The 19,724-nt window shown below is 49.1% G+C and carries 19 protein-coding genes and 1 tRNA gene; 11 read left to right on the top strand and 9 right to left on the bottom strand.

Translation table 11 applies throughout. The features are described from left to right. Positions 1–222: 222 nt before the first annotated feature. The gene (locus ACFQ2T_RS12880) at positions 223–837 is read right to left on the bottom strand and encodes a glutathione S-transferase (RefSeq protein ID WP_379035046.1); all 615 of its coding nucleotides are present in this window, start codon (positions 835–837) and stop codon (positions 223–225) included. Further along, on the bottom strand, positions 837–1,853 hold the full coding sequence (locus ACFQ2T_RS12875) for a quinone-dependent dihydroorotate dehydrogenase (RefSeq protein WP_379035044.1): 1,017 nt from the start codon (positions 1,851–1,853) through the stop codon (positions 837–839). Before ACFQ2T_RS12875 ends, ACFQ2T_RS12880 begins: the two co-directional genes overlap by 1 nt. 153 nt (positions 1,854–2,006) lie before the next feature. On the opposite strand from ACFQ2T_RS12875, the gene ACFQ2T_RS12870 reads away from it, so the two are divergent. Beyond that, on the top strand, positions 2,007–2,129 hold the full coding sequence (locus tag ACFQ2T_RS12870; RefSeq protein WP_379035042.1) for a DUF3149 domain-containing protein: 123 nt from the start codon (positions 2,007–2,009) through the stop codon (positions 2,127–2,129). 288 nt (positions 2,130–2,417) lie between these two features. After that, complete coding sequence (gene serA, locus ACFQ2T_RS12865) at positions 2,418–3,641, top strand: phosphoglycerate dehydrogenase (protein ID WP_379035040.1); 1,224 nt, start codon at positions 2,418–2,420, stop codon at positions 3,639–3,641. An 85-nt stretch (positions 3,642–3,726) separates the two neighbouring features. Here the strand turns inward: serA and dld are convergent, their stop codons facing one another. Beyond that, positions 3,727–5,427, bottom strand: a complete 1,701-nt coding sequence (gene dld, locus ACFQ2T_RS12860; RefSeq protein ID WP_379035038.1) for a D-lactate dehydrogenase — start codon at positions 5,425–5,427, stop codon at positions 3,727–3,729. A gap of 296 nt (positions 5,428–5,723) precedes the next feature. On the opposite strand from dld, the gene ACFQ2T_RS12855 reads away from it, so the two are divergent. The 8 genes from ACFQ2T_RS12855 to ACFQ2T_RS12820 all read left to right on the top strand — a co-directional run bounded on the left by ACFQ2T_RS12855 (position 5,724) and on the right by ACFQ2T_RS12820 (position 11,430). After that, on the top strand, positions 5,724–6,230 hold the full coding sequence (locus tag ACFQ2T_RS12855) for a TlpA disulfide reductase family protein (RefSeq protein WP_379035036.1): 507 nt from the start codon (positions 5,724–5,726) through the stop codon (positions 6,228–6,230). A gap of 1 nt (position 6,231) precedes the next feature. After that, positions 6,232–6,642 carry a CopD family protein gene (locus ACFQ2T_RS12850; RefSeq protein WP_379035034.1) on the top strand — a complete coding sequence of 137 codons (411 nt, stop codon included), beginning with the start codon at positions 6,232–6,234 and terminating at the stop codon, positions 6,640–6,642. Positions 6,643–6,645: 3 nt separating this feature from the next. After that, a complete protein-coding gene (locus tag ACFQ2T_RS12845) occupies positions 6,646–7,392 on the top strand; it encodes a hypothetical protein (protein ID WP_379035032.1) in 747 nt (248 codons plus the stop codon). 86 nt (positions 7,393–7,478) lie between these two features. Continuing rightward, positions 7,479–8,045 (top strand): TetR/AcrR family transcriptional regulator, encoded by a 567-nt coding sequence (locus ACFQ2T_RS12840; RefSeq protein WP_379035030.1) that lies wholly within the window; start codon positions 7,479–7,481, stop codon positions 8,043–8,045. Positions 8,046–8,155: 110 nt separating this feature from the next. Next, a complete protein-coding gene (locus ACFQ2T_RS12835; RefSeq protein ID WP_379035028.1) occupies positions 8,156–9,127 on the top strand; it encodes a carbohydrate kinase family protein in 972 nt (323 codons plus the stop codon). Positions 9,128–9,189: 62 nt separating this feature from the next. After that, complete coding sequence (locus ACFQ2T_RS12830; protein WP_379035026.1) at positions 9,190–9,648, top strand: outer membrane lipoprotein; 459 nt, start codon at positions 9,190–9,192, stop codon at positions 9,646–9,648. Between the two features lie 152 nt (positions 9,649–9,800). Further along, positions 9,801–10,604 (top strand): GNAT family N-acetyltransferase, encoded by an 804-nt coding sequence (locus ACFQ2T_RS12825; RefSeq protein ID WP_379035024.1) that lies wholly within the window; start codon positions 9,801–9,803, stop codon positions 10,602–10,604. Between the two features lies 1 nt (position 10,605). Beyond that, positions 10,606–11,430 carry a lysophospholipid acyltransferase family protein gene (locus ACFQ2T_RS12820; RefSeq protein WP_379035022.1) on the top strand — a complete coding sequence of 275 codons (825 nt, stop codon included), beginning with the start codon at positions 10,606–10,608 and terminating at the stop codon, positions 11,428–11,430. Here ACFQ2T_RS12820 and ACFQ2T_RS12815 read toward each other — a convergent pair whose 3' ends face one another. The 5 genes from ACFQ2T_RS12815 to ACFQ2T_RS12795 all read right to left on the bottom strand — a co-directional run bounded on the left by ACFQ2T_RS12815 (position 11,431) and on the right by ACFQ2T_RS12795 (position 16,626). After that, a complete protein-coding gene (locus tag ACFQ2T_RS12815; RefSeq protein ID WP_379035021.1) occupies positions 11,431–12,192 on the bottom strand; it encodes a sulfite exporter TauE/SafE family protein in 762 nt (253 codons plus the stop codon). 12 nt (positions 12,193–12,204) lie between these two features. Beyond that, the gene (locus ACFQ2T_RS12810) at positions 12,205–13,041 is read right to left on the bottom strand and encodes a symmetrical bis(5'-nucleosyl)-tetraphosphatase (protein ID WP_379035019.1); all 837 of its coding nucleotides are present in this window, start codon (positions 13,039–13,041) and stop codon (positions 12,205–12,207) included. A gap of 123 nt (positions 13,042–13,164) precedes the next feature. Further along, entirely contained in the window at positions 13,165–13,668 is a 504-nt protein-coding gene (locus tag ACFQ2T_RS12805) for a c-type cytochrome (RefSeq protein ID WP_379035017.1), read from the bottom strand. Positions 13,669–13,843: 175 nt separating this feature from the next. Continuing rightward, positions 13,844–15,328, bottom strand: a complete 1,485-nt coding sequence (locus ACFQ2T_RS12800) for a choice-of-anchor I family protein (RefSeq protein WP_379035015.1) — start codon at positions 15,326–15,328, stop codon at positions 13,844–13,846. A gap of 158 nt (positions 15,329–15,486) precedes the next feature. Continuing rightward, entirely contained in the window at positions 15,487–16,626 is a 1,140-nt protein-coding gene (locus ACFQ2T_RS12795) for a sugar phosphate nucleotidyltransferase (RefSeq protein WP_379035013.1), read from the bottom strand. Positions 16,627–16,782: 156 nt separating this feature from the next. Between ACFQ2T_RS12795 and ACFQ2T_RS12790 the strand changes: the two genes are divergently transcribed. Beyond that, a tRNA-Arg gene (locus ACFQ2T_RS12790) sits at positions 16,783–16,856 on the top strand. Positions 16,857–17,143: 287 nt separating this feature from the next. Here the strand turns inward: ACFQ2T_RS12790 and ACFQ2T_RS12785 are convergent. Further along, complete coding sequence (locus ACFQ2T_RS12785) at positions 17,144–19,696, bottom strand: bifunctional diguanylate cyclase/phosphodiesterase (protein WP_379035011.1); 2,553 nt, start codon at positions 19,694–19,696, stop codon at positions 17,144–17,146. Positions 19,697–19,724 lie beyond the last annotated feature (28 nt).

Here is a 19,724-nt window from a genome sequence, read left to right as displayed (position 1 = left end):
GCTTAGAGGCGAAAAAGAACGGTGGATTATCCGAAGAAATACCTATTAAAACCATCAGCAAGCGCAACATTCGTTTTTTTATTGTAGCCAAGCCAAGAAGTAACTCTGCCTGGATTCTGGCCTCCGCCAGAATGACGGCCTATTGCAGGGTACTCTGGCTTCTGCAAAAGCCAGCCGCTCCGCAAATATGCTCTGCGAAAAAGCTCACAACTATCTCTAACTCTAACCCTCTATATACGTCGGAAATTTCTGCATAACCTCAGTAAACAACTCCTCTTCAACCCACCCAGCCAGCCATTCCCGTAATCTGGAATACGAACTATGTGCAAACCACTCCGCATCTACCGCCGCAAACTGCCGGATAAACGGAAAAATCGCTACATCCGCAATGTTGGCGGAATCATCCAACAGAAAACGATGCTCAGTCAGCAAAGCTTCCAACCTCTGCAAGAACTGCTCTCCCTGCTGGCGATAAAATAACGGAGATTGTTCAGGATAACGCTCAGGGTATTTATAGCGGTCTAGCGCCTTTTTAAAGTCGCCATCATTCAAGCCGATCAACGCATCGGCCATCGCCACATCGCCTCTAAGCCATCCATGTGTATCATTTTGCTGTAATGCCCAGCGCATAATATCCAGGCTTTGTTCGAATACTACTCCATCAGCCAACTGTAATACCGGCACCGTAGCTTTGGGAGATATCTGCAATAAGTGCTGCGGTTTCTCGCGCAGTGAGACTTCACGTAACTCCACTTGAATCTGTGCTGCCCATAACGCCATGCGAGCACGCATGGCATAAGGGCAACGGCGGTAGGAATAGAGTATTGGCAGCGACATTAAAGTAACGCGCGGCGGCAATCTTTGATCAGCTGCGGACCTTTATAGATCAATCCGCTGTATAACTGGATGAGGCTGGCGCCAGCTGTTATCTTCTCTTTAGCATCATCCCCATTCAAAATACCACCCACGCCAATAATCGGCAGACTGTTTTGCAATGAAGCAGCTAGCGTACGAATCACTTTTGTAGAACCTTCTTTTACTGGCGCACCCGATAAACCACCGATTTCTTCGCCATGTGGCAATCCTGCGACTGCATCACGCGCCAGCGTAGTGTTAGTCGCAATTACACCATCGATTCGATGCTGCATCAGCAAGCCTGCAATTTCCTGCACTTGCTCAGTCGTCAGATCAGGTGCGATCTTCAATGCGACCGGGACATATTTGCCATGCACTTGCGCCAGGATATTTTGCTCGGATTTTAGCGTTGCCAGTAATTCACCAAGTGCGTCTTTTTCCTGCAAGGCACGCAAATTCTTGGTATTGGGCGAGGAGATATTCACCGTAATGTAACTGGCATGCGCATACACTTTACGCATGCAGGTCAGGTAATCCTCTGCCGCGCGTTCGTTTGGCGTATCAAAATTCTTGCCGATATTGATGCCCAGCACGCCTTTGAATTTTGCGGCCTTCACATTCTGGATTAGCTGGTCCACCCCCAGGTTGTTAAAACCAAAACGGTTAATGATGGCTTCGGCTTCCGGCAAACGGAACAGGCGCGGTTGCGGATTGCCAGGCTGCGGGCGTGGCGTCACTGTCCCTACCTCGAGAAAACCAAACCCCAGTGCAGCCATACCATCGATGACCATGGCATTTTTATCCAGGCCAGCGGCCAGCCCTACCGGATTAGGAAAATGCAGCCCCATCACTTGCCTGGGTTGATCAGGCAGGCGGCCACTCGCGAATGCCAGCAAACCAAACTGCTCGGCGCGTTTTAGCGATTTAAGCGTCAGGTCATGCGCATGTTCGGCATCCAGCTTGAACATTAACGGTTTTAATAAGGGGTACACATTCATCAACTATTTCCTGTTATTGGCGCGTGAAAGATGATTTCACAGGATGCAGCATGCATTAGGTTTGCGTTATATCAAAAACCATCTCGATATAAGCGTTCAAAATAATCATCAGATACATGTTTGCAAGTGTTGACACTCACAAGAGGACATACGATGAAAATTCTGATTGATTTATTCTCTACCGATTATGGTTTGATGAGCTTGATCGTTATTGCCGCCATGACTATCGTCATGACATGGGCAGGCATATATGTTTACGTTAAATCGCGAAAATAATATGACACCTTAAGCTGGAAAAACAATCAAGTCCTGGTTTACAACGCTTTAAAGCCCTGCATATGCAGGGCTTTCACTTAATTATAACAGCCCCTGTTAGAGAGCAGCATCATCAATCAATGCCAGCGCTGAGCACCGCGTACATAAACAATCTACCATACCTGCCATGTCCAAATCAGGCCATGGACTATCAGTCAGTTTAACCACCTTTTACGCAATAACAGCTTTTCATTTATGCTATACTCACGAGCTTATTTTTCTCCACTGATTCATTTCCTTAGGTAGCGTATGGAATCAAATATTAAAGAATCTGCCCGGTTTTTATTGTTAGAAGGTGTGCATCAAAACGCCATTGATACACTGAACAATGCAGGCTATACCAACATTGACTATGTCAAGACCGCTCTGGACGAAGATGCCTTGATCGAAAGAATCAAAGGCGCCCGCTTTGTCGGTCTTCGTTCACGCACACAGATCACTAAACGTGTGCTGGAAGCTGCAGACAGGCTGGCCGCGATCGGCTGCTTCTGCATCGGCACCAACCAGGTCGACCTGGACGCTGCACGCGATAAAGGCATTCCGGTATTCAATGCCCCTTATTCCAATACACGCTCCGTTGCCGAGCTGGTCATTGGTCAAATCATTTTGTTGCTGCGTGATATCCCTAGAAAAAGTGTTGCAGTACATAAGGGCTCCTGGCCGAAAACAGCAGCGAACTCGAATGAGGCACGCGGCAAGACACTGGGCATCGTAGGTTACGGCAGCATCGGTTCCCAATTGTCCGTACTAGCGGAAAGCCTGGGCATGAAGGTCATCTACTTTGATGTGATCACCAAGCTGCCTTTAGGTAACGCCCGCCAGGTAGGTACCATGAAAGAACTGCTCAACCAGTCTGACGTGGTGTCTTTACACGTGCCTGAGCTTGAGACAACCAAAAACATGATGTCGACCGCCGAGTTTGAAGAAATGAAGCCCGGCTCTATCTTTATGAACGCCGCACGCGGTACTTGTGTGGACATTGATGCACTGGCAGTTGTCCTGAAAAACGGCAAACTGCGTGGCGCGGCGATTGACGTGTTCCCGACTGAACCAAAATCGAATGACGAGCCGCTGGAATCTCCGTTGCGCGGCCTGGACAATGTGATTTTGACGCCTCACGTAGGTGGCTCAACCGAGGAAGCGCAAGCCAATATCGGTATTGAAGTGGCAGAAAAATTTGTGCAGTTTGCTGGTGCCGGTACTACCGTATCTGCTGTGAACTTCCCGCAGATCGCCATGCAGCAACAGCCGAATACACATCGCCTGCTGCATATCCACCACAACCAGCCTGGCGTGTTATCCAATATCAACCAATTGTTTGCCGAGCGTAACATCAACATCGTCGCCCAGAGCCTGATGACAAGTAATGATATCGGTTACCTGGTGATGGATGTGGCTGATGTCGACTCCAAACTGGCATTTGAGCAACTGGATACTGTCGCCGGTACCATACGCCTGAGAGTGCTGTACTAATCAGCTTTCTGGCAGCAATAAAAAAAGCCTTGCAGTGATGCAAGGCTTTTTTTATTGCTGATTTCGCTAACAATGCACTAAAGCATTAGCGCTCGACCCAGTTCTTCAACTTGCTGGTTTTACCAATGCCAGGGTTAAAACTGTTGGTCGGGTCCAGCACACGATAAAACTTCCGCAACGGTTCCTTGGCAACATACTCATGCCCGACATTATGCTCGGCCGGATATTCCGCACCACGCGCATCAAACGAGGTTAATATTTTCTGCTTTAAAGCTTTGGCATCCACGCCTTTTTTCAACACGTAGTTCTGATGCATGACATGGCAAAATAAATGCCCGTAATAAAACTTGGCGGCAATCAAGTCATCAATCTCTTTCGGCAACTCTTCAAACCATTTGGCTTCATTCCTGCGCAGTGCTACGTCCACGGTCATCATCGCACCCAGCGATTCTTTATGTAATGCATGATAGCGGCCAATCGCGCCACCGGCGACAAATCGATGCAAGATGGCTTTATCACCTTCTTCTTGCGTACACTCGAAGTAATCACCCTGGTGTGTCTCGAAAAACTGCTTGAGGTATGCGCGTGCTTCTTCAATGCCTTCACCACTCATTTCAACAATCCAGTGATGCTGGTATTGCTGGTGATACGCCTCCATGCGGCCAGGCAGATGGCTAGGCAACAAATAGCTGAACCATTGCATCAGCACTTCAGACAGCTTGGCAGGTAAAAACCTGAAGTTGCTGGCGATACGGTCAACCGTGCGTTTCATGCTGAACAGGGTGGGGATGAACTTGGAACCGAAAGTATTGATCACCCAGAAAGTATCTTTACCGTATTTCTTGGTCACGGCATAGCAATCACGGTGAAGATATTCGCCGGACACAGGCAGCGATTTGAATTGCGTAAGAATCTCGCGACGCATGGTCGCCAGCACTTGCGCATCATTGGTGCCTACGTAAAACACCTGCTGCTTTTGAATCGGGTAAGTATCCAGGCGCACGGCAAATACCGCCAGCTTGCCTGCGCAACCAGATGACTCATGCAGGCGACGCCCGTCATTATTAAAACGTGCTGGCGTATCGGCATCCACTTCGCGTACGCGCTCGTGATACACATTATCTGAAGCCAGTTTATCCGGATGCTCAATATCCGCCTGGCGATAATGCTTGTGTTGCAGGTTGGTGAGTATTTCTTCGGGCGTGTTACCTAATTGAATGCCTAAATGGTTCACCAGTTGCAAAGTGCCATCCGCGTTAATCTGCGCATAAAGCGATAGCTCGGTATAAGCCGGCCCACGCTGCACCAGCGCACCGCCAGAGTTATTGCACACTCCCCCGATAATCGAGGCTCCAATACAGGAAGAGCCGATCACCGAATGCGGCTCGCGCCCGTATGGCTTCAGGGTCTCTTCCAGGCCAAACAAGGTGCTGCCAGGCAAACCGATAATCTGTTTGGCATCGTTAATCAGGTGAATCTCACTAATACGCATGGTATTGATAATGATTATCGGCCTGTCATAGTCATTGCCATCAGGTGTGGAACCACCGGTAAGGCCGGTATTGGCAGCCTGCATGATCACAGCCACATCGGCTTCCACGCAGGCTTTTAACAGCTGCCAGATTTCCAGCAGGGTTCCAGGTCGCGCCACCGCCATCGCTTCACCAGAACCAAAGCGGAAACCTTTGCTGTAGGGTGCAATTTTAGTGTGGCTGGTCAATACAAATGACTTGCCGACGATGGCTTGCATGTTGCGGATTAACGTTGCGCTGGCTGGGTGTGTCATAAGAAACTGAGGGGAATGATCCTTAAATTCGGCAGCAGAATTATAGCATGTTCATTTTTAGCAGACCGCCGCGCCGCTTGCGAAACTGAATCATGATTGCATTGTCTGTTAATAAAGATAGTGACATGGAATTTCGCGCAAGAATAATCATAACAAGAGTAGAATCTGGCCTGAATTATTCTGCACAGTTTAGAGATGCATCTGCTGATGCCTGATTTCAAGTCATCATAAATAACAACATGCTGAATCAAGTCACATAAACAGTCGTTTGAGGATCTAATCCAGATTTAAACACCATGTCGAAATACACGTTTTCATACAAAAAATGGCTCATGCCACTGGTTGCGCTAGCTTTATTTATCGGCCTGGCCATGGCTGTCATGCAAAAACCGCAGGCCCCCGAGGTTACTTTTACTACGCTGGATGGCAGGAAAATCAGCATGTCATCGCTGCGTGGCAAAACCGTGCTGGTTAATTTCTGGGCCACCGATTGCCCCGGCTGTATTAAAGAGATGCCGACCCTGATTGAAACTTATAAAAAATATAAAGATAAAAATTTTGAGGTCATTGCGGTAGCCATGCCTTATGACCCGCCAGCCCAGGTTTTAAATTACAGCCAGGAGAAAGCGCTGCCGTTTGCCGTGATGCACGATGGTTTTGGCGAAATGGTCAAAGCCTTTGGCAAAGTCAACCTTACACCCACTGCTTTTGTATATGACCCGCAAGGCCGTCGCCTGCAAAAAGTCATAGGCGAACTGGATTTCCCTAAACTACACGAATTAATAGAACAGCAGGCACCCTAGTATGTTGTGGATCAAAGTGTTTCATATCCTGTTTGTCACCAGCTGGTTTGCCGGGTTGTTTTACCTGCCCCGCATTTACGTCAACCTGGCGATGGAGACTGACCCCCAGGCGTATGCGCGACTGGTGTTGATGGCACAAAAGCTGTACCGCTTCATGCAGCCGCTTTCGATACTTGCATTAGGCTTTGGCCTCTGGTTATGGCTGGGCTACGGCTTCACCGGTGGCTGGCTGCACGCTAAATTAACCCTGGTGTTTCTCCTGCTTGGTTATCACCATTATTGTGGAAAATTACTCAAACAGTTTGCGGCGAAGACCAGCCAGCGCTCACATACCTGGTTCCGCTGGTTTAATGAAATCCCGGTGCTTCTGCTGCTTGTGATCGTGATTCTCGTGGTGGTTAAACCTTTTTAAACCATGCTGGAAAGCCTGCTGCAATCTGAGTGGTTAGTACGCATGCTGGATAAATCCGGCAAGCAACCTGTGCAAAAACTATTGGGATTATTTTCTATCCTGGATGATTTACTTTCCAGTCCTTTAGCCAGCCAGACACTCTCCTCCAACCCCACTACGGAGGCCGGGCGTTTGCAAAATTATTTGACCGTGCAATCACAGAAAGCGGGCGCACGCCTGCCTGAAATGCTGGCTAACCAGTTGTACTTTATGGCGATGAGCGCCTGCCAGGAGAAGCTTAGACATCCCGACTCCACCGCCCTGCACCATGCCAGGCGTGCAGCGCAAGCCTTGATCAAGGAGCAGACCAGCCGGGAAATCGACTGGCTTGCAGTGCGTAATTACAGCATTGTCGCGATAGCCTTGTTCAGCGGCATATTGGCAGGGCATTTTTGGCCGACATCGCAGCCGATTGAAATCAGCACCGCAAGTGCGGCTGAGCCATCCGAGCCCTCACCAAATCCATTCTCCCTTGAAGCCAGCCCCTCTGAAACAGCGGCCATCTATGGTCGCCTGGAAACCATGAAACATGGCGATTGCCGCATGATAGAAGCGCTACATCTGCCGGAAAGGCTAAAAAGCGTGTATATCGAAAACGTGATCAATGGCCACGTCACCACCAACAGGGATGAACAGGTGCTGGTCAATCAGCTGCTCGATCAGGTGCAATGTAATTACACGCCAAAATTAATGGCTAATTCCAGAAACTAATCACGCCTAGATTCAGCTAACCCGCCATAGCATTGAATAGCATACGAATACTATACCGTTTAGTATAGGGTGCTATAATCCACCCCATGAGTGTGCTCAAGCAAAAAATCCTGCAGGTGTCGACGGACCTGTTCCAGACGCGTGGTATCAACTCCACCGGCGTAGACACGATTGTGGCAGTCGCGGGCACCACCAAAATGACGCTGTATAAATACTTTGAAACCAAAGAAGAACTGATCCTGGCGGTATTGCAGCAAAGCCATCACGATTTTCAAAGCTGGATGAATGAAAAGCTGGCAGGGTTAAGTGACAAGCCTGACGCCAAGATTCAGCAATTATTTGATTTTATTGAGGAATGGGTCACTTCACCCTCTTTCATCGGCGTGGCTTTTATCAAGGCTTCGGCTGAATTCCCCAACGAAGAAAACCGTATTCACCAGCTGTCATCACAGCAATCACGAGAATTTCGCCAGTTTATCCATCAGCTGGCGCAAGAAGCGCAGATCAAAGATGCCGAAGGCCTGGCCCTGCAACTTTCCATCCTGTTTGAAGGCGCAGTGCAGGCGGAACAAATCAAGCGGGGCTCAGGTGCCATAAAGTCAGCCAAAAAGGCCGCTAAAACCCTGATTGATATGGCCATCAAGCAATCCTGAAGCAGTACCAAACTGACAAAGATTAAGTAAGGCTTGCCAGCTTATGGGCTGGCGGCAATAATAGCTGCTATTTTTCAACCACAGACTCATTCCCAAGCTCAAAACGACACATGAAGATTCTAATTTGCGGCTCTTTGGCCTATGACACCATCATGGTGTTCCCCGACCAGTTTAAAAACCATATCCTGGCGGACAAAATCCATAAACTCAGCGTGGCATTCCTGGTCCCGGAAATGCGACGGGAGTTTGGCGGCACTGCCGGCAATATTGCCTACAACCTGCAACTGCTGGAAGGCCAGCCGCAGATCATGGCCACCGTAGGGGATGATTTTGCGCCTTATCAAAACTGGCTGGAACAGCACAACATTGATCGTCAGCATATTAAAACCATCAATGGCGCATTCACTGCACAGGCATTTATCACTACTGATATCGACGATAACCAGATCACTGCATTCCATCCTGGTGCCATGCAGCAAGCACATGCCAACAGCGTCAACGATGCCAAGGATGCAGTGCTGGCGATCATTGCCCCGGACGGGCGCGATGCCATGTTCCAGCATGCCAAAGAATGCCACGAAGCAGGGATTCCATTCATGTTTGACCCCGGCCAGGGCCTGCCGATGTTCAATGGCGAAGAATTACTCCATTTTATTGAGCTGGCAGACTATCTGGCAGTGAACGATTATGAGTCTCAGGTCATCCAAGATAAGACAGGGCTGACACTGGAGCAACTGGCTGCAAAAGTGAAAGCCCTGATCGTGACGCTGGGTGGCGAAGGGTCACATATTTATGCTGATGGTCAACGTCATGAAATACCATGCGTTAAGGCAGAAGCAATAGTAGACCCGACTGGCTGTGGCGATGCTTACCGGGCTGGCTTGTTATATGGCATTGCACGTGGTTGGGACTGGAAAACCTGTGGTCGCCTGGCAGCAACCCTTGGCGCGATTAAAATTGCGCACAGGGGTGGCCAGAATCACACAGCCAGTCGAGAAAAGATTGAAAGTATTTACAGCCATGCGCTGGTCCAGGATGCAATTAAGGAAGACCCTTCATTGAGTCGTCCTGCATCAAGCTAAATCAATATTGAGATCAACGGATATTGACGGAAACCAAGAGAAAATAAGACAGGAGAAATCACATGAAAGTGCATGCATTAAAGTGGGTTGCTTTGGTAGTCATGGTAGGATTTTTAGGCGCGTGTGCCAGCTCCAACTCCGGCAGTGTCTACTCGCGCGACGAAGCGCGTAAAACACAAACGGTGAAAACCGGCGTGGTTGAGAGTGTGCGTAGTGTCAAACTGGAAGGCACCAAGTCTCCAGTCGGGACTGTCGCTGGTGGTGCTGTTGGTGGTATTGCCGGTAGCAGCATAGGCGGCGGCAAGGGCAGCATCATTGCTGCGGTGATTGGTGCAGTTGCCGGTGGTTTGGCAGGGTCAGCGATTGAAGAAGGCGTGACGCGTAAAAACGCCTATGAAATCACTGTCAAACTGGACGGTGGCAACCTGGTGTCTATCGTCCAGGAAGCCGACGAACAGTTTGCGCCGGGTGACCGTGTGCGTATCGTGGAAAATGGCTCCACTTCACGCGTAAGCCATTAACTCAAGCAGCACAGCGTATAAAAAAGAGCGACCAGGTCGCTCTTTTTTATTGCCTGCGCATTTCCATTTCCGTCACACAACTGTCACAACATCGTCACCAATCATTCACATCGCAATCCTATCATCTCGCTAAATCACTAAGGAGAAGCGTGATGTTTGAGCAAGATTTGCAGCAACCCGGCAGTGGTCACTCTGGCATTTCTCAGTCTGATCTTCAAAACAGTATCCATCCCTCGCGCAAGCAGGCCGCCTCACTCAGCGTCGCCCTTGCCACCAGCGCAGAAGAAATCACCGAAGCACAACGCCTGCGTTTCCAGGTATTTTCCGAGGAAATGGGCGCGCACATCAAAAGCACTAACGGGCTGGATGTCGATGGTTTTGATGCCTTTTGTGACCATTTACTGGTGCGCGATGATGCGACGCAACAAGTGGTAGGCACCTACCGTATTCTCAACCCTATGCAGGCGATGCTGGCGGGTGGTTATTACTCAGCCGGTGAATTCGATTTAAGCAGATTGTCGCCGTTGAGCGACCGCACAGTAGAAGTTGGCCGCGCCTGCGTACACGCAGATTACCGCACTGGCGGCACCATTACCATGTTGTGGGCAGGCCTGGCCAAATACATGATGGCGCGCCAGTATGAATACATGATAGGTTGCGCCAGCATCTCCATGCATGATGGCGGCCATATGGCGGCTTCGCTGTTCAGCAGCTTGCGTGAAGAATACCTCTCACCGGCCGAATACCGCGTGTTCCCGCATAACCCGTTACCGATTGAGGCACTGGACCAGTCCTTACCGGTCACCTGCCCGCCATTGATCAGGGGCTACCTGCGACTGGGCGCCTACATTTGCGGCGAACCGGCCTGGGACCCGGCTTTTAATACTGCAGATATGCTGGTATTGTTACCTCTCTCCCGCATCAACCCCAGATATGCAGCGCATTTCTTGAAATAATTTGTCCAATATACTTTTAACGAAAACACCCTTTTTAATCCGCGGATGGCGCATCGCCCGCATTAGCTTGCATGTATTGATAGGCCTGACACTGGCAACCCTAGTATTGCCGGTGGCCAACCGCAACGTGCGCACGGCTATCATTCAATGGTGGTGCCGCCGTTTGTTACGCTGTTTCAACATTACCCTGACCATCAGCGGCGCATTGCCCGGCAAAGATACGCATGGCGTGCTATTTGTCGCCAACCATATTTCATGGGTAGATATCCATGCCATCAACAGCCTGCTACCGGTACGTTTTGTCGCCAAGCTGGAAGTCAGGAACTGGCCGGTATTCGGCTATCTGGTCAGAAAATCCGGGACCATTTTCATCAACCGCACACGCCAGCGCGATGCGGCGCGCGTGGTGCAGATTGCCAGCAATGCCCTGAAGCTACGAGATAATTTGTGCGTTTTCCCGGAAGGGACGACGACAGAGGGCACACAGGTATTACCTTTCAAAAGCAGCCTGATACAGGCAGCGATTGATGCCAATACCATCGTGATTCCGGTGGCGATCCGCTATGCACAACCGGATGGCAGCCTCAACCTGGCTGCGGCTTATGCCGGGGAAACCACCATGGTTGAATCCATGCTGGCATTTATTCATATGCGGTCACCGACAGTCCATTTGCACTTTTGCCACCCGATTTTAGCCAGGGAGATGAGTCGCCAGGCACTGGCCGAACTTGCCCACGCTGAAATCACGCAGGTGCTCTCCCCTATATCACCGTCAAATCAGCAAGCGCCCAGTCTGCAAACGCCTGACCAGGAGGCGGTGGCCTGATCATGGCACATAAGCCTGCCAGCCAGCTTTCAAAATCAATAGGATCACCATCACAATAAATACCCGCCGCACCAGCCCTGCACCATGCTTGAGTGCCAATGCAGTGCCCAGCAAACTACCGGCCACATTGGCAGCCGCCATCGCCAGCCCTACCTGCCACCAGACATGCCCGGTCGCTCCCAGTAATAACACTGCCGCCAGGTTTGAGGCCGCATTCAATACTTTAGAGGAGGCTGATGCGTGCAGGAAATCCACGCCGAGCAAACGTATCAGCAGGAAAATAAAGAAACTACCCGTGCCCGGGCCAAAAAACCCGTCATACCAGCCAATCAGACCGCCAATCGCCATGGCCAGTAACAGCCGGGTACGCTGCGTACGTAGCGGGGCATGCAACATGCCAAACTGGCGATGCAGCAATGTATAGAGCAGCACAAACAGCAAAATCAGCGGCAGCAGTTTGCGCAAAAACTCAGGATCCGTTTTGGTCAAGGTCCATGCGCCCAGCCATGACCCGGCAAAAGCAATTAGGGCTGCCGGGAGCAGCCAGGCCCAGTCCAGTTTGACCCGCTGGGCATAACGCAACGCCGCCACCGCAGTACCAAATACGCTGGAACATTTATTGGTGCCCAGCAGCAGCGAAGGCGGCAAGGTGGGATAAGTGGATAACAGCGAAGGTACAGTGACCAGGCCACCGCCGCCGACCATGGCGTCCATGATACCGGCCAGGAAAGAAGCCAGCACAACCAGCCAGAGATCCATCATGGCAACAGCGCGCTAGTCACCGCCACCTGCCGCTGGCCTATCCCGTTCGTCCAGCCCCACTTGTATCACTTTCTGATTATCCAGGTTGTAAGCCGTCAGCTGGCGCCCCCATAAACAACCGGTATCCAGCGCCACCACGCCATCGCCCTGGTGCAGGCCCAAGGCCGACCAGTGGCCGAACAAGATCGTTTGTGCACCAGCTGAACGCCGGTCGGGGATTTGAAACCAGGGGTAATAACCCGCAGGCATATCCGGCACCTCGCCTTTAAAGGTGAACTCCATCTCGCCCTGTGCACTACAAAGGCGAATGCGGGTAAAGGCATTGACGATGGCACGCAACCTGTCCATGCCCACCAGCGCATCGTTCCATTGCGCCGGGGTATTACCGTACATGGCGAATAAAAAAGTGGCATAGTCTGCATCGCTCAATACGGCTTCCACTTCCTCAGCCAGCCGTTTGGCTTTGCTTAATGTCCATTGCGGATACAAGCCAGCGTGCACCATGGCATAGTCGTCTTCCAGCACCATCAGTGGCTGCTGGCGTAACCAATGCAAGAGTTCGCCACCATCGGGCGCAGAAAAAATATCGGCCAGCGTGTCAAACCGATGCGGTGGACGCACGCCATGTGCCACGGCAATCGCATGCAACTCATGATTGCCCAGCACCAGCTTGATCTGGTCTTTATGTGTATAAGCCCAGCGCAATACCTCAAGCGAACCGGTACCACGATTGATGATATCGCCCACCAGCCATAGCTGGTCATGCGCAGGCTGAAAATTGATTTCAGCCAATAACTGCATCAGCGAGTGATAACAGCCCTGGATATCACCTATTGCATATCTTGCCATGCTTTTCACCTGTGCCTGTCATCATCTATGTAAGTTAAAACAGCTATATTCTGCACTATAAACAAACAGTCGCTAAAAACAAAAAAGCCGCTTGTCACAAGCGGCTTTTACATAACATGCAGTTTATTTCTTCAAACTGGCAGCATCAAATTTTGCCCCGGCCTGATTCGCCATATAAGCCACAGCATCAGCGACTTCGTGGTCGGTCAGGTCAGCGCCGCCTCCACGTGGTGGCATGCTGCGGATACCTTCAATCGCGTGTTTCACCAGTGTTTCGTAACCCTGTGAAATACGTGGACCCCAGTCACCGGCATTACCGATTTTTGGTGCGCCCAAAGCGCCTACACCGTGACATGCTGCACAAGTGACTTTTACAATCTCTTCACCGCTTTTTTCTACGTGATCACCAGCGTCTGCCGCTACTTCAACCGTAGCAACCGGCTGGATGTTTGCGGCTATTTTTTGTTCTGCCGCTTCTGTGACTTCTTTGGCTGGTGCAGGTTTTTCACTGCCAATCACACCAAAAAGATAAGCCAGCAGTGACACTAACAGAGTGAATCCAATAATTGTGCCTGGTATCACAATGATTAACTCTTTGATGCTTGAACCTTCCTTGTACCCCGACATATCTGCGCCCCATTGATTTTGAAATGACCTGCGCGATTATAACGCAGAACCCAATGTCATGAAACGTAACATGGCCACAGCCCGCCCGCACACGTTTAAAGTCCGTGAAAACAAAAAAGCCAGGCAATCAATGCCCGGCTCCATAAGTCATACTGCAAATGTTATTGTGATTAGCTTATTTCTGGCGGCGACGCATTGCGCTCAAGGCAAGCACACCCAAGCCCAGCATTGCGGCTGACGTTGGCTCAGGCACTGCGCTGATGCTGTACAGTGAAGTCGTGTTAGAACCTTCGTTAGCAAACGCGAGGTAGGATTTTCCACCAAACGTAAACGCGGTCAATCCTTCCGGTGCCAGGTCACCGGTAGACACGATCATATCGATAAAGCTGACTTTGGTCGGGTCAGTGATATCAAACAAAGCAATCGCACCGGTGGTGGTTCTTTCCAAACCGACAGCAGCAATGGTGCGGCCATCCAATGTAAACAGCTCAACACCTTCTGGCTCCACGCCTTTGTCACGACTGCGGCCATCATCGTAAATACCACGCGCTGCCGCTTCTTTATCGAGAATATCGCCACTGTCATATACCAGCGCGCCATTGGCATCACGGATGCTGAATGAACGTGCACCTGCCGCGTATAAATCACCTGGGGAAGAATCTGTATTAGATACACGGATATTGGCCAAGTCGCCGGTTGCGCCTAATGAACTGGCTGCAGAACGGTCACCGTCATCTTCACGGAAATCACCTTCATTCGCCATCACCAGATAGTTTTTGCCACCAGCAGAATAGGTGTCAATGCCGTCCGGCATGTAAAGGCCTTTAACGTTGGCATTCACAAAGCTGACAGTACCATTATTCAAAGGATCCAGCGTATTGCCCGGCTGGCTAAAATCTTTAGCGCCCAGGCCAACCACATTGGTAAATGTGTTGGTATGCAGGTCCAGAATACCAATCGCATTGGCTTCCTGTAATGTTACATAAGCCTTGCTGCCATCCTGGCTCACCGCAATATATTCCGGCTCAAAATTCATGCCGGTATTGGTGCGGATATGAGAGCCTGAAGTTGGCACACCGTTTAATGTTGCTGTGGCAGCCACAGTGCGGGAAGCGACATCAATCACAGTAACGCTGCCAACTGGATCATTCGCAGCGGCGCCATAGTTACGTGGCACATCTGTACCAATACGTTTGCCGTAAGTATCTGGTGTACCTTCGTTTGCGACCAGGATTTTCGAACCATCATGCGTGAATGTCAGCATGTCTGGCAACGCGCCAACAGTAAAGCTGTTGGTGCCAGCGGCCAGGCTTCTGCTGGAAGTATCATACAGCTGCACGATACCGGCATTGGTACGTGTGTTATTTTCAATCGCGAATGCAGCCAGGCCATTTTTGATGCTCACACTGTTGATGCTTCCAAAAGCGCTGGTGTCGATACGTTGCACCAGGCTGCCGGTGCTGGCGTTCAATACATCCACACCTTTAACCCCTGCTACCCAGATGGTATTGGTGATCGCATCGTAAGCTGGAATTTCAGCCAGGTAGCCACTGCCACTATGGGCAAAAGACCACTCTTTGCTGATCTGATAAGTTGTCGCGGCCTGCGCAGCACTCATGGTGCCTAACGCTAATGCCAGCATTAATGTCATTTTTTTCATTTTGGTATCCTCTCTCAAAGACCTTAGAGGATACGTAGCCAATATGACAAATCCTTTAAACTGCCATGTCAAACAGAAGTCAACGGACTATATAAAAACCGCTTGCAAACATATTTCATCAGCCTGAAACAATAGACTTGTGAGCGCACACTCTCACATCACAGCCGCGCATAAGCGTAATTCTGCGGGTACACCACTTTTTCACGCGCATCGGTCCAGATAATGTCGCAGTTTTCGTCATCGATATGCATCATGCGGCCATCACGGTCCACACAATATTCACCGCAGACGATGCGCTCTTCCACTTTGTAATCCTGGGCAATGCGCGTGTAGTCAAACAAAATGGAACGGATCACCGTGCTGTCGCGCTGGATATGGCAACCGTTACTGATCCAGGTTGGACCAATAATGCGTGCGTTCTTGTTCACCCGCGAACCGGAGCCGATATACACCGGCCCTTCAATATGCGTATGCTCCCAGTCGATATGTACATTCAACCCGACCCACACACCTGGCTTGACCTGTTTACCTGGAATCGGCATTGATGGGAAAAAGCCCTGCATCATCTGTTGCATCACCAGCCAGTAATCCGCCACCACGCCAATATCTATCCAGTTAAACGGATGCTGGATCGCATAAAAAGGCAACCCGCGTTGCACCAGTAACGGGAACAGATCAGAACCAATATCAAACTCGCTACCGATAGGGATGAGGTCCAGCACTTCCGGCTCAAAAATATAAATACCGGTGCTCGCCCAGTTAGAACGCGCTTCCAGCTGGCTGGGCTTTTCCTGGAACGAAATAATGCGCCCTTCCTGGTTGGTCACCACCACGCCATAGCCGGAAACCTTGTCCATAGGCACCTGCATGGTCACCAGGCTCGCCATCGCACCTTTCTCTTTATGCTCTTTCACTGCCCTCGTGATATCCAGGTCAATCACCGCATCGCCGCACAGCACAATGGTTGTCTCATCAAAAAAGCCGCTGAAATCCTGGATCTTGCGCATGCCTCCCGCAGAACCCACCGCATGCGGTACTACCTGACCATCGATAATATCGCCCTCAAACGAATAACCGATATTCACGCCGAACCTGTGGCCGTCTTCAAAGTAATCCTGGATTTTTTTGTGCAGGTAACTGACGTTGATCATGATATCCGCCACGCCATGCAAGGCGAGATGCTCAATCAGGTAAGCCATCACCGGCTTGCCCAATACGGGGATCATAGGTTTGGGTAATTCATAAGTAAGTGGCCGAACACGTGTGCCTTTACCAGCAGCCAGAATCATGGCTTTCATAATGCTTATATCCTTAAATAACTTTAACGTTTTCAGGAACAAGCATAGTCATGCTCTATGACAGGATTATTTCAGGCGACTTATGCCAGCAAAGGCAGAGAAAAAGACAGCTCGCGCACCGGGGCAGTGCGACTTATTTGCTATAATGGCCGGATTGCGCCCGTAGCTCAGCTGGATAGAGTATTGGTTTCCGAAGCCAAGGGTCGTGAGTTCGAATCTCGCCGGGCGCACTAATTATAAATAGTTATAACGACCAATCAGAGTCGATCCTGGATGGAAAAAAAACATTCTGGTTGTGACTGAAAGTGGGTGAGCTTCAAAGTTGAATTGAGGCTAGTCTGCTAGAAAATCAAAAATTAAGCCTTTTCATTTTCTGAACGCTGCTCTGAAGTCATTTGGATCGGCTATGGCTTAGGGCGTTTTACTTCGGGCCGGGTTTGGAACTGCGAACGGGAGCGAATTTCAATAAATGTTGAAAGGTCAGTAAGCTAGAAAAGCTCCTAACATTTTTTGATTTTCACTGTCTTTCCAACATCCATTTCTCAAACTCTACTTGAGGTAAAGGTTTTGAATACCAAAAACCCTGAATGTAATCGCAACCCACGCTATTTAATAATCTAAGTTGTGCTTCAGTTTCAACGCCTTCGGCAATGACTTTCAATCCTAGCTTGTGCGCCATCATGATAATGGCTTCGACTAAAGGATAGTCGGTGGATTCCAGAGATAAATTGATGATAAAGGCGCGGTCTATTTTTAAATAATCTGCATCAATGCGTTTGATGTAAGCCAATGAAGAATAACCAGTGCCAAAGTCATCGATAGCAACTTCGATTCCGGCATCTCTGAAACGTAATAGTTGTTCTGCAGTTTTTTCCGAAGCATCTAGCAAGACACCTTCAGTAATCTCAACACACAGGCAATTGTCAGTGCTGCATGCTGATTCGATTAAGCTGAACCAACGGTCAAAGAACAAAGTGTTTTTGAACTGTGCGGGCGAGAGATTTACACTGATTTGAAAATCGGGACCAAATTGCTCTCGCCATTTGAGCGATTGGTTGAGACACTCTAAAAAAACCCAACTGCCTATTTCATGTATAAGACCTGCATCCTCTGCCAAAGGAATGAACTCTGCGGGACTAACCATGCCCATGGCGGGATGCCGCCAGCGAATCAAAGCCTCGGCTTTTGTAACTTTGCCTGTCTTTGAATTCATGATCGGTTGAAAGTAAATTTCAAACTCGTTATTCAAAAGTGCATTGCGTAGTTCGCGTTTTTGTTCTGAACGACGATTTGCAACTAATTGCATTTCCTGGGTATAAAAGGCATATTGATTCCGACCGAGCTTTTTGGCTTCATACATAGCTTGATCTGCATTTTTAATAAGACTATTGGAATCTTCTGCATCATCTGGATAAACGGTGATTCCAATACTGGCCGAGATATAAGATGCATACGAATCAATCATAAATGGCGATTGTATTTGTTGGAGAATATTTGACGCCACAATGGTCGCATCTTGACAGTCAAGAACATCCACTAAAGTCACAGTAAACTCATCGCCGCCTAATCGAGACGTGCTATCCGTCACTCTCACCACCTCATTAAGCCGGCGAGCAACTTCAATTAATAACTGATCTCCACCTTGATGACCCATGGCATCGTTTACTTCCTTAAAGCCGTCCAAGTCTAGATATAACAAGATGACCTTGGTTCCTAAGCGGTTAGCACGCAGAACTTCTTGTGTCAGTCGTTCTTGAAATAGACGACGGTTTGGCAAGTGAGTCAGTGAATCGTGATTGGCTTCGTACCATATCCGTTCCTCATGCTTCTTTTTCTCAGAAACATCTGAGAACAATACGACGTGTCTGAATGGCCGGCCATTATCATCAGTGGTGGTATTGACTGTTACCCAGTTGGTATATTCTTCACCCGTTTTTTTTATTCCACAGATCTCACCACGCCATGATCCAATTTCATGCAGATCCTTGCGAATGGCATCATAAAAATCCTGTCCATGTCGAGTAGATCCAAATTTAACAGGATGATGACCAATTACCTCTGAAGAGCCGTAACCAGATATTTTTGTGAAGGCGGGATTCGTGGCAATTATTCTGCCTTCGATATCCAGAACAAGCATGGCTTCGCTCGTATTTTTGAATATTGAATCCGATAATCGTAGCTCTTCCGCGGTTTGATGACGCTCAATAGCGATTCTAGCTAAATTAGAAAGATACTCCATCTGCTCAATATCTGCCTGCAAAGGAGTTTTTGGTGATCTGTGATAGATAGCAAAAGTACCCACCACGTCATTGTGATCCACTATGATGGGCATTGACCAGCAGGCCGCAAGTCCATGCTTGGCTGCAAGCTCTCTGTAGTCTTTCCATAGAGGATCGGTCTGAATATTTTCGACGATGACGGTTTTACCAATGAAAGCTGCTGTCCCACAAGAACCAGAATTAGGACCAATTTCGAGATTTTCTACAGATTTACAATACTCTTCAGGAAGGCTTGGTGCTACATAATTCATTAGAAGCCGCTTAGATTTATCGAGCAGGAGAATTGAACACAAGCGCTCAGGGCTTTCTTCTTCCATTCCTCTTACTAAATATTCGAGAATGCTCTTTAGAGGTGCATTATGTGCAACCAAGTCCAAAACTTGGTTCTTAATTTGCTCCCGCTTTTCAGCTCTCTTACGATCAACGATTGGTCGAACAACGGCACAGTTAAACTCGTGGCCATTATATTCAATGTAGTTAGAGTTAATTTCTACTGGCAAAAAACTGCCATCTTTTTTTCGATGTTCTGTTTCAAAAGTTCTGGAGCCCAGATTTTTCAACCTGGAAAAATGGTTGGCCCAAATTTCGGGTGTGTAACTCAAATCAATATCGAAAATTTTAAGCTTATAAATTTCCTCTTTGGTGTAATCCAAGGCTGTAAATGTTGCTTCATTGACGTAAACAATGTCACCTTCATCACTTATCCAGGTAATCCAGTCCTGAATTTTATCTAATGAAAACCGGGAGAATAAAGCAAAGTCTAGGAAACCTTCTTTATGTACCGCTGGCATGGCATGCCCTCCAAAACACCTTCTTTGT

Source organism: Methylophilus flavus, from assembly GCF_042678905.1.
Lineage (GTDB): Bacteria > Pseudomonadota > Gammaproteobacteria > Burkholderiales > Methylophilaceae > Methylophilus > Methylophilus flavus.
Note: the sequence above shows the minus strand (reverse complement) of the source record. Positions and strands in the feature narration are given on the sequence as shown.

Bases quoted from the DNA above. Each gene is read 5' to 3' on its own strand.
- ACFQ2T_RS12845 (WP_379035032.1), top strand. From the start codon at position 6,646: ATGCTGGAAAGCCTGCTGCAATCTGAGTGGTTAGTACGCATGCTGGAT.
- ACFQ2T_RS12825 (WP_379035024.1), top strand. From the start codon at position 9,801: ATGTTTGAGCAAGATTTGCAGCAACCCGGCAGTGGTCACTCTGGCATT.
- ACFQ2T_RS12805 (WP_379035017.1), bottom strand. From the start codon at position 13,668: ATGTCGGGGTACAAGGAAGGTTCAAGCATCAAAGAGTTAATCATTGTG.
- ACFQ2T_RS12830 (WP_379035026.1), top strand. From the start codon at position 9,190: ATGAAAGTGCATGCATTAAAGTGGGTTGCTTTGGTAGTCATGGTAGGA.
- ACFQ2T_RS12835 (WP_379035028.1), top strand. From the start codon at position 8,156: ATGAAGATTCTAATTTGCGGCTCTTTGGCCTATGACACCATCATGGTG.
- ACFQ2T_RS12785 (WP_379035011.1), bottom strand. From the start codon at position 19,696: ATGCCAGCGGTACATAAAGAAGGTTTCCTAGACTTTGCTTTATTCTCC.
- dld (WP_379035038.1), bottom strand. From the start codon at position 5,427: ATGACACACCCAGCCAGCGCAACGTTAATCCGCAACATGCAAGCCATC.
- ACFQ2T_RS12795 (WP_379035013.1), bottom strand. From the start codon at position 16,626: ATGAAAGCCATGATTCTGGCTGCTGGTAAAGGCACACGTGTTCGGCCA.
- ACFQ2T_RS12800 (WP_379035015.1), bottom strand. From the start codon at position 15,328: ATGAAAAAAATGACATTAATGCTGGCATTAGCGTTAGGCACCATGAGT.
- ACFQ2T_RS12815 (WP_379035021.1), bottom strand. From the start codon at position 12,192: ATGATGGATCTCTGGCTGGTTGTGCTGGCTTCTTTCCTGGCCGGTATC.
- serA (WP_379035040.1), top strand. From the start codon at position 2,418: ATGGAATCAAATATTAAAGAATCTGCCCGGTTTTTATTGTTAGAAGGT.
- ACFQ2T_RS12875 (WP_379035044.1), bottom strand. From the start codon at position 1,853: ATGAATGTGTACCCCTTATTAAAACCGTTAATGTTCAAGCTGGATGCC.
- ACFQ2T_RS12880 (WP_379035046.1), bottom strand. From the start codon at position 837: ATGTCGCTGCCAATACTCTATTCCTACCGCCGTTGCCCTTATGCCATG.
- ACFQ2T_RS12840 (WP_379035030.1), top strand. From the start codon at position 7,479: ATGAGTGTGCTCAAGCAAAAAATCCTGCAGGTGTCGACGGACCTGTTC.
- ACFQ2T_RS12855 (WP_379035036.1), top strand. From the start codon at position 5,724: ATGTCGAAATACACGTTTTCATACAAAAAATGGCTCATGCCACTGGTT.
- ACFQ2T_RS12870 (WP_379035042.1), top strand. From the start codon at position 2,007: ATGAAAATTCTGATTGATTTATTCTCTACCGATTATGGTTTGATGAGC.
- ACFQ2T_RS12810 (WP_379035019.1), bottom strand. From the start codon at position 13,041: ATGGCAAGATATGCAATAGGTGATATCCAGGGCTGTTATCACTCGCTG.
- ACFQ2T_RS12850 (WP_379035034.1), top strand. From the start codon at position 6,232: ATGTTGTGGATCAAAGTGTTTCATATCCTGTTTGTCACCAGCTGGTTT.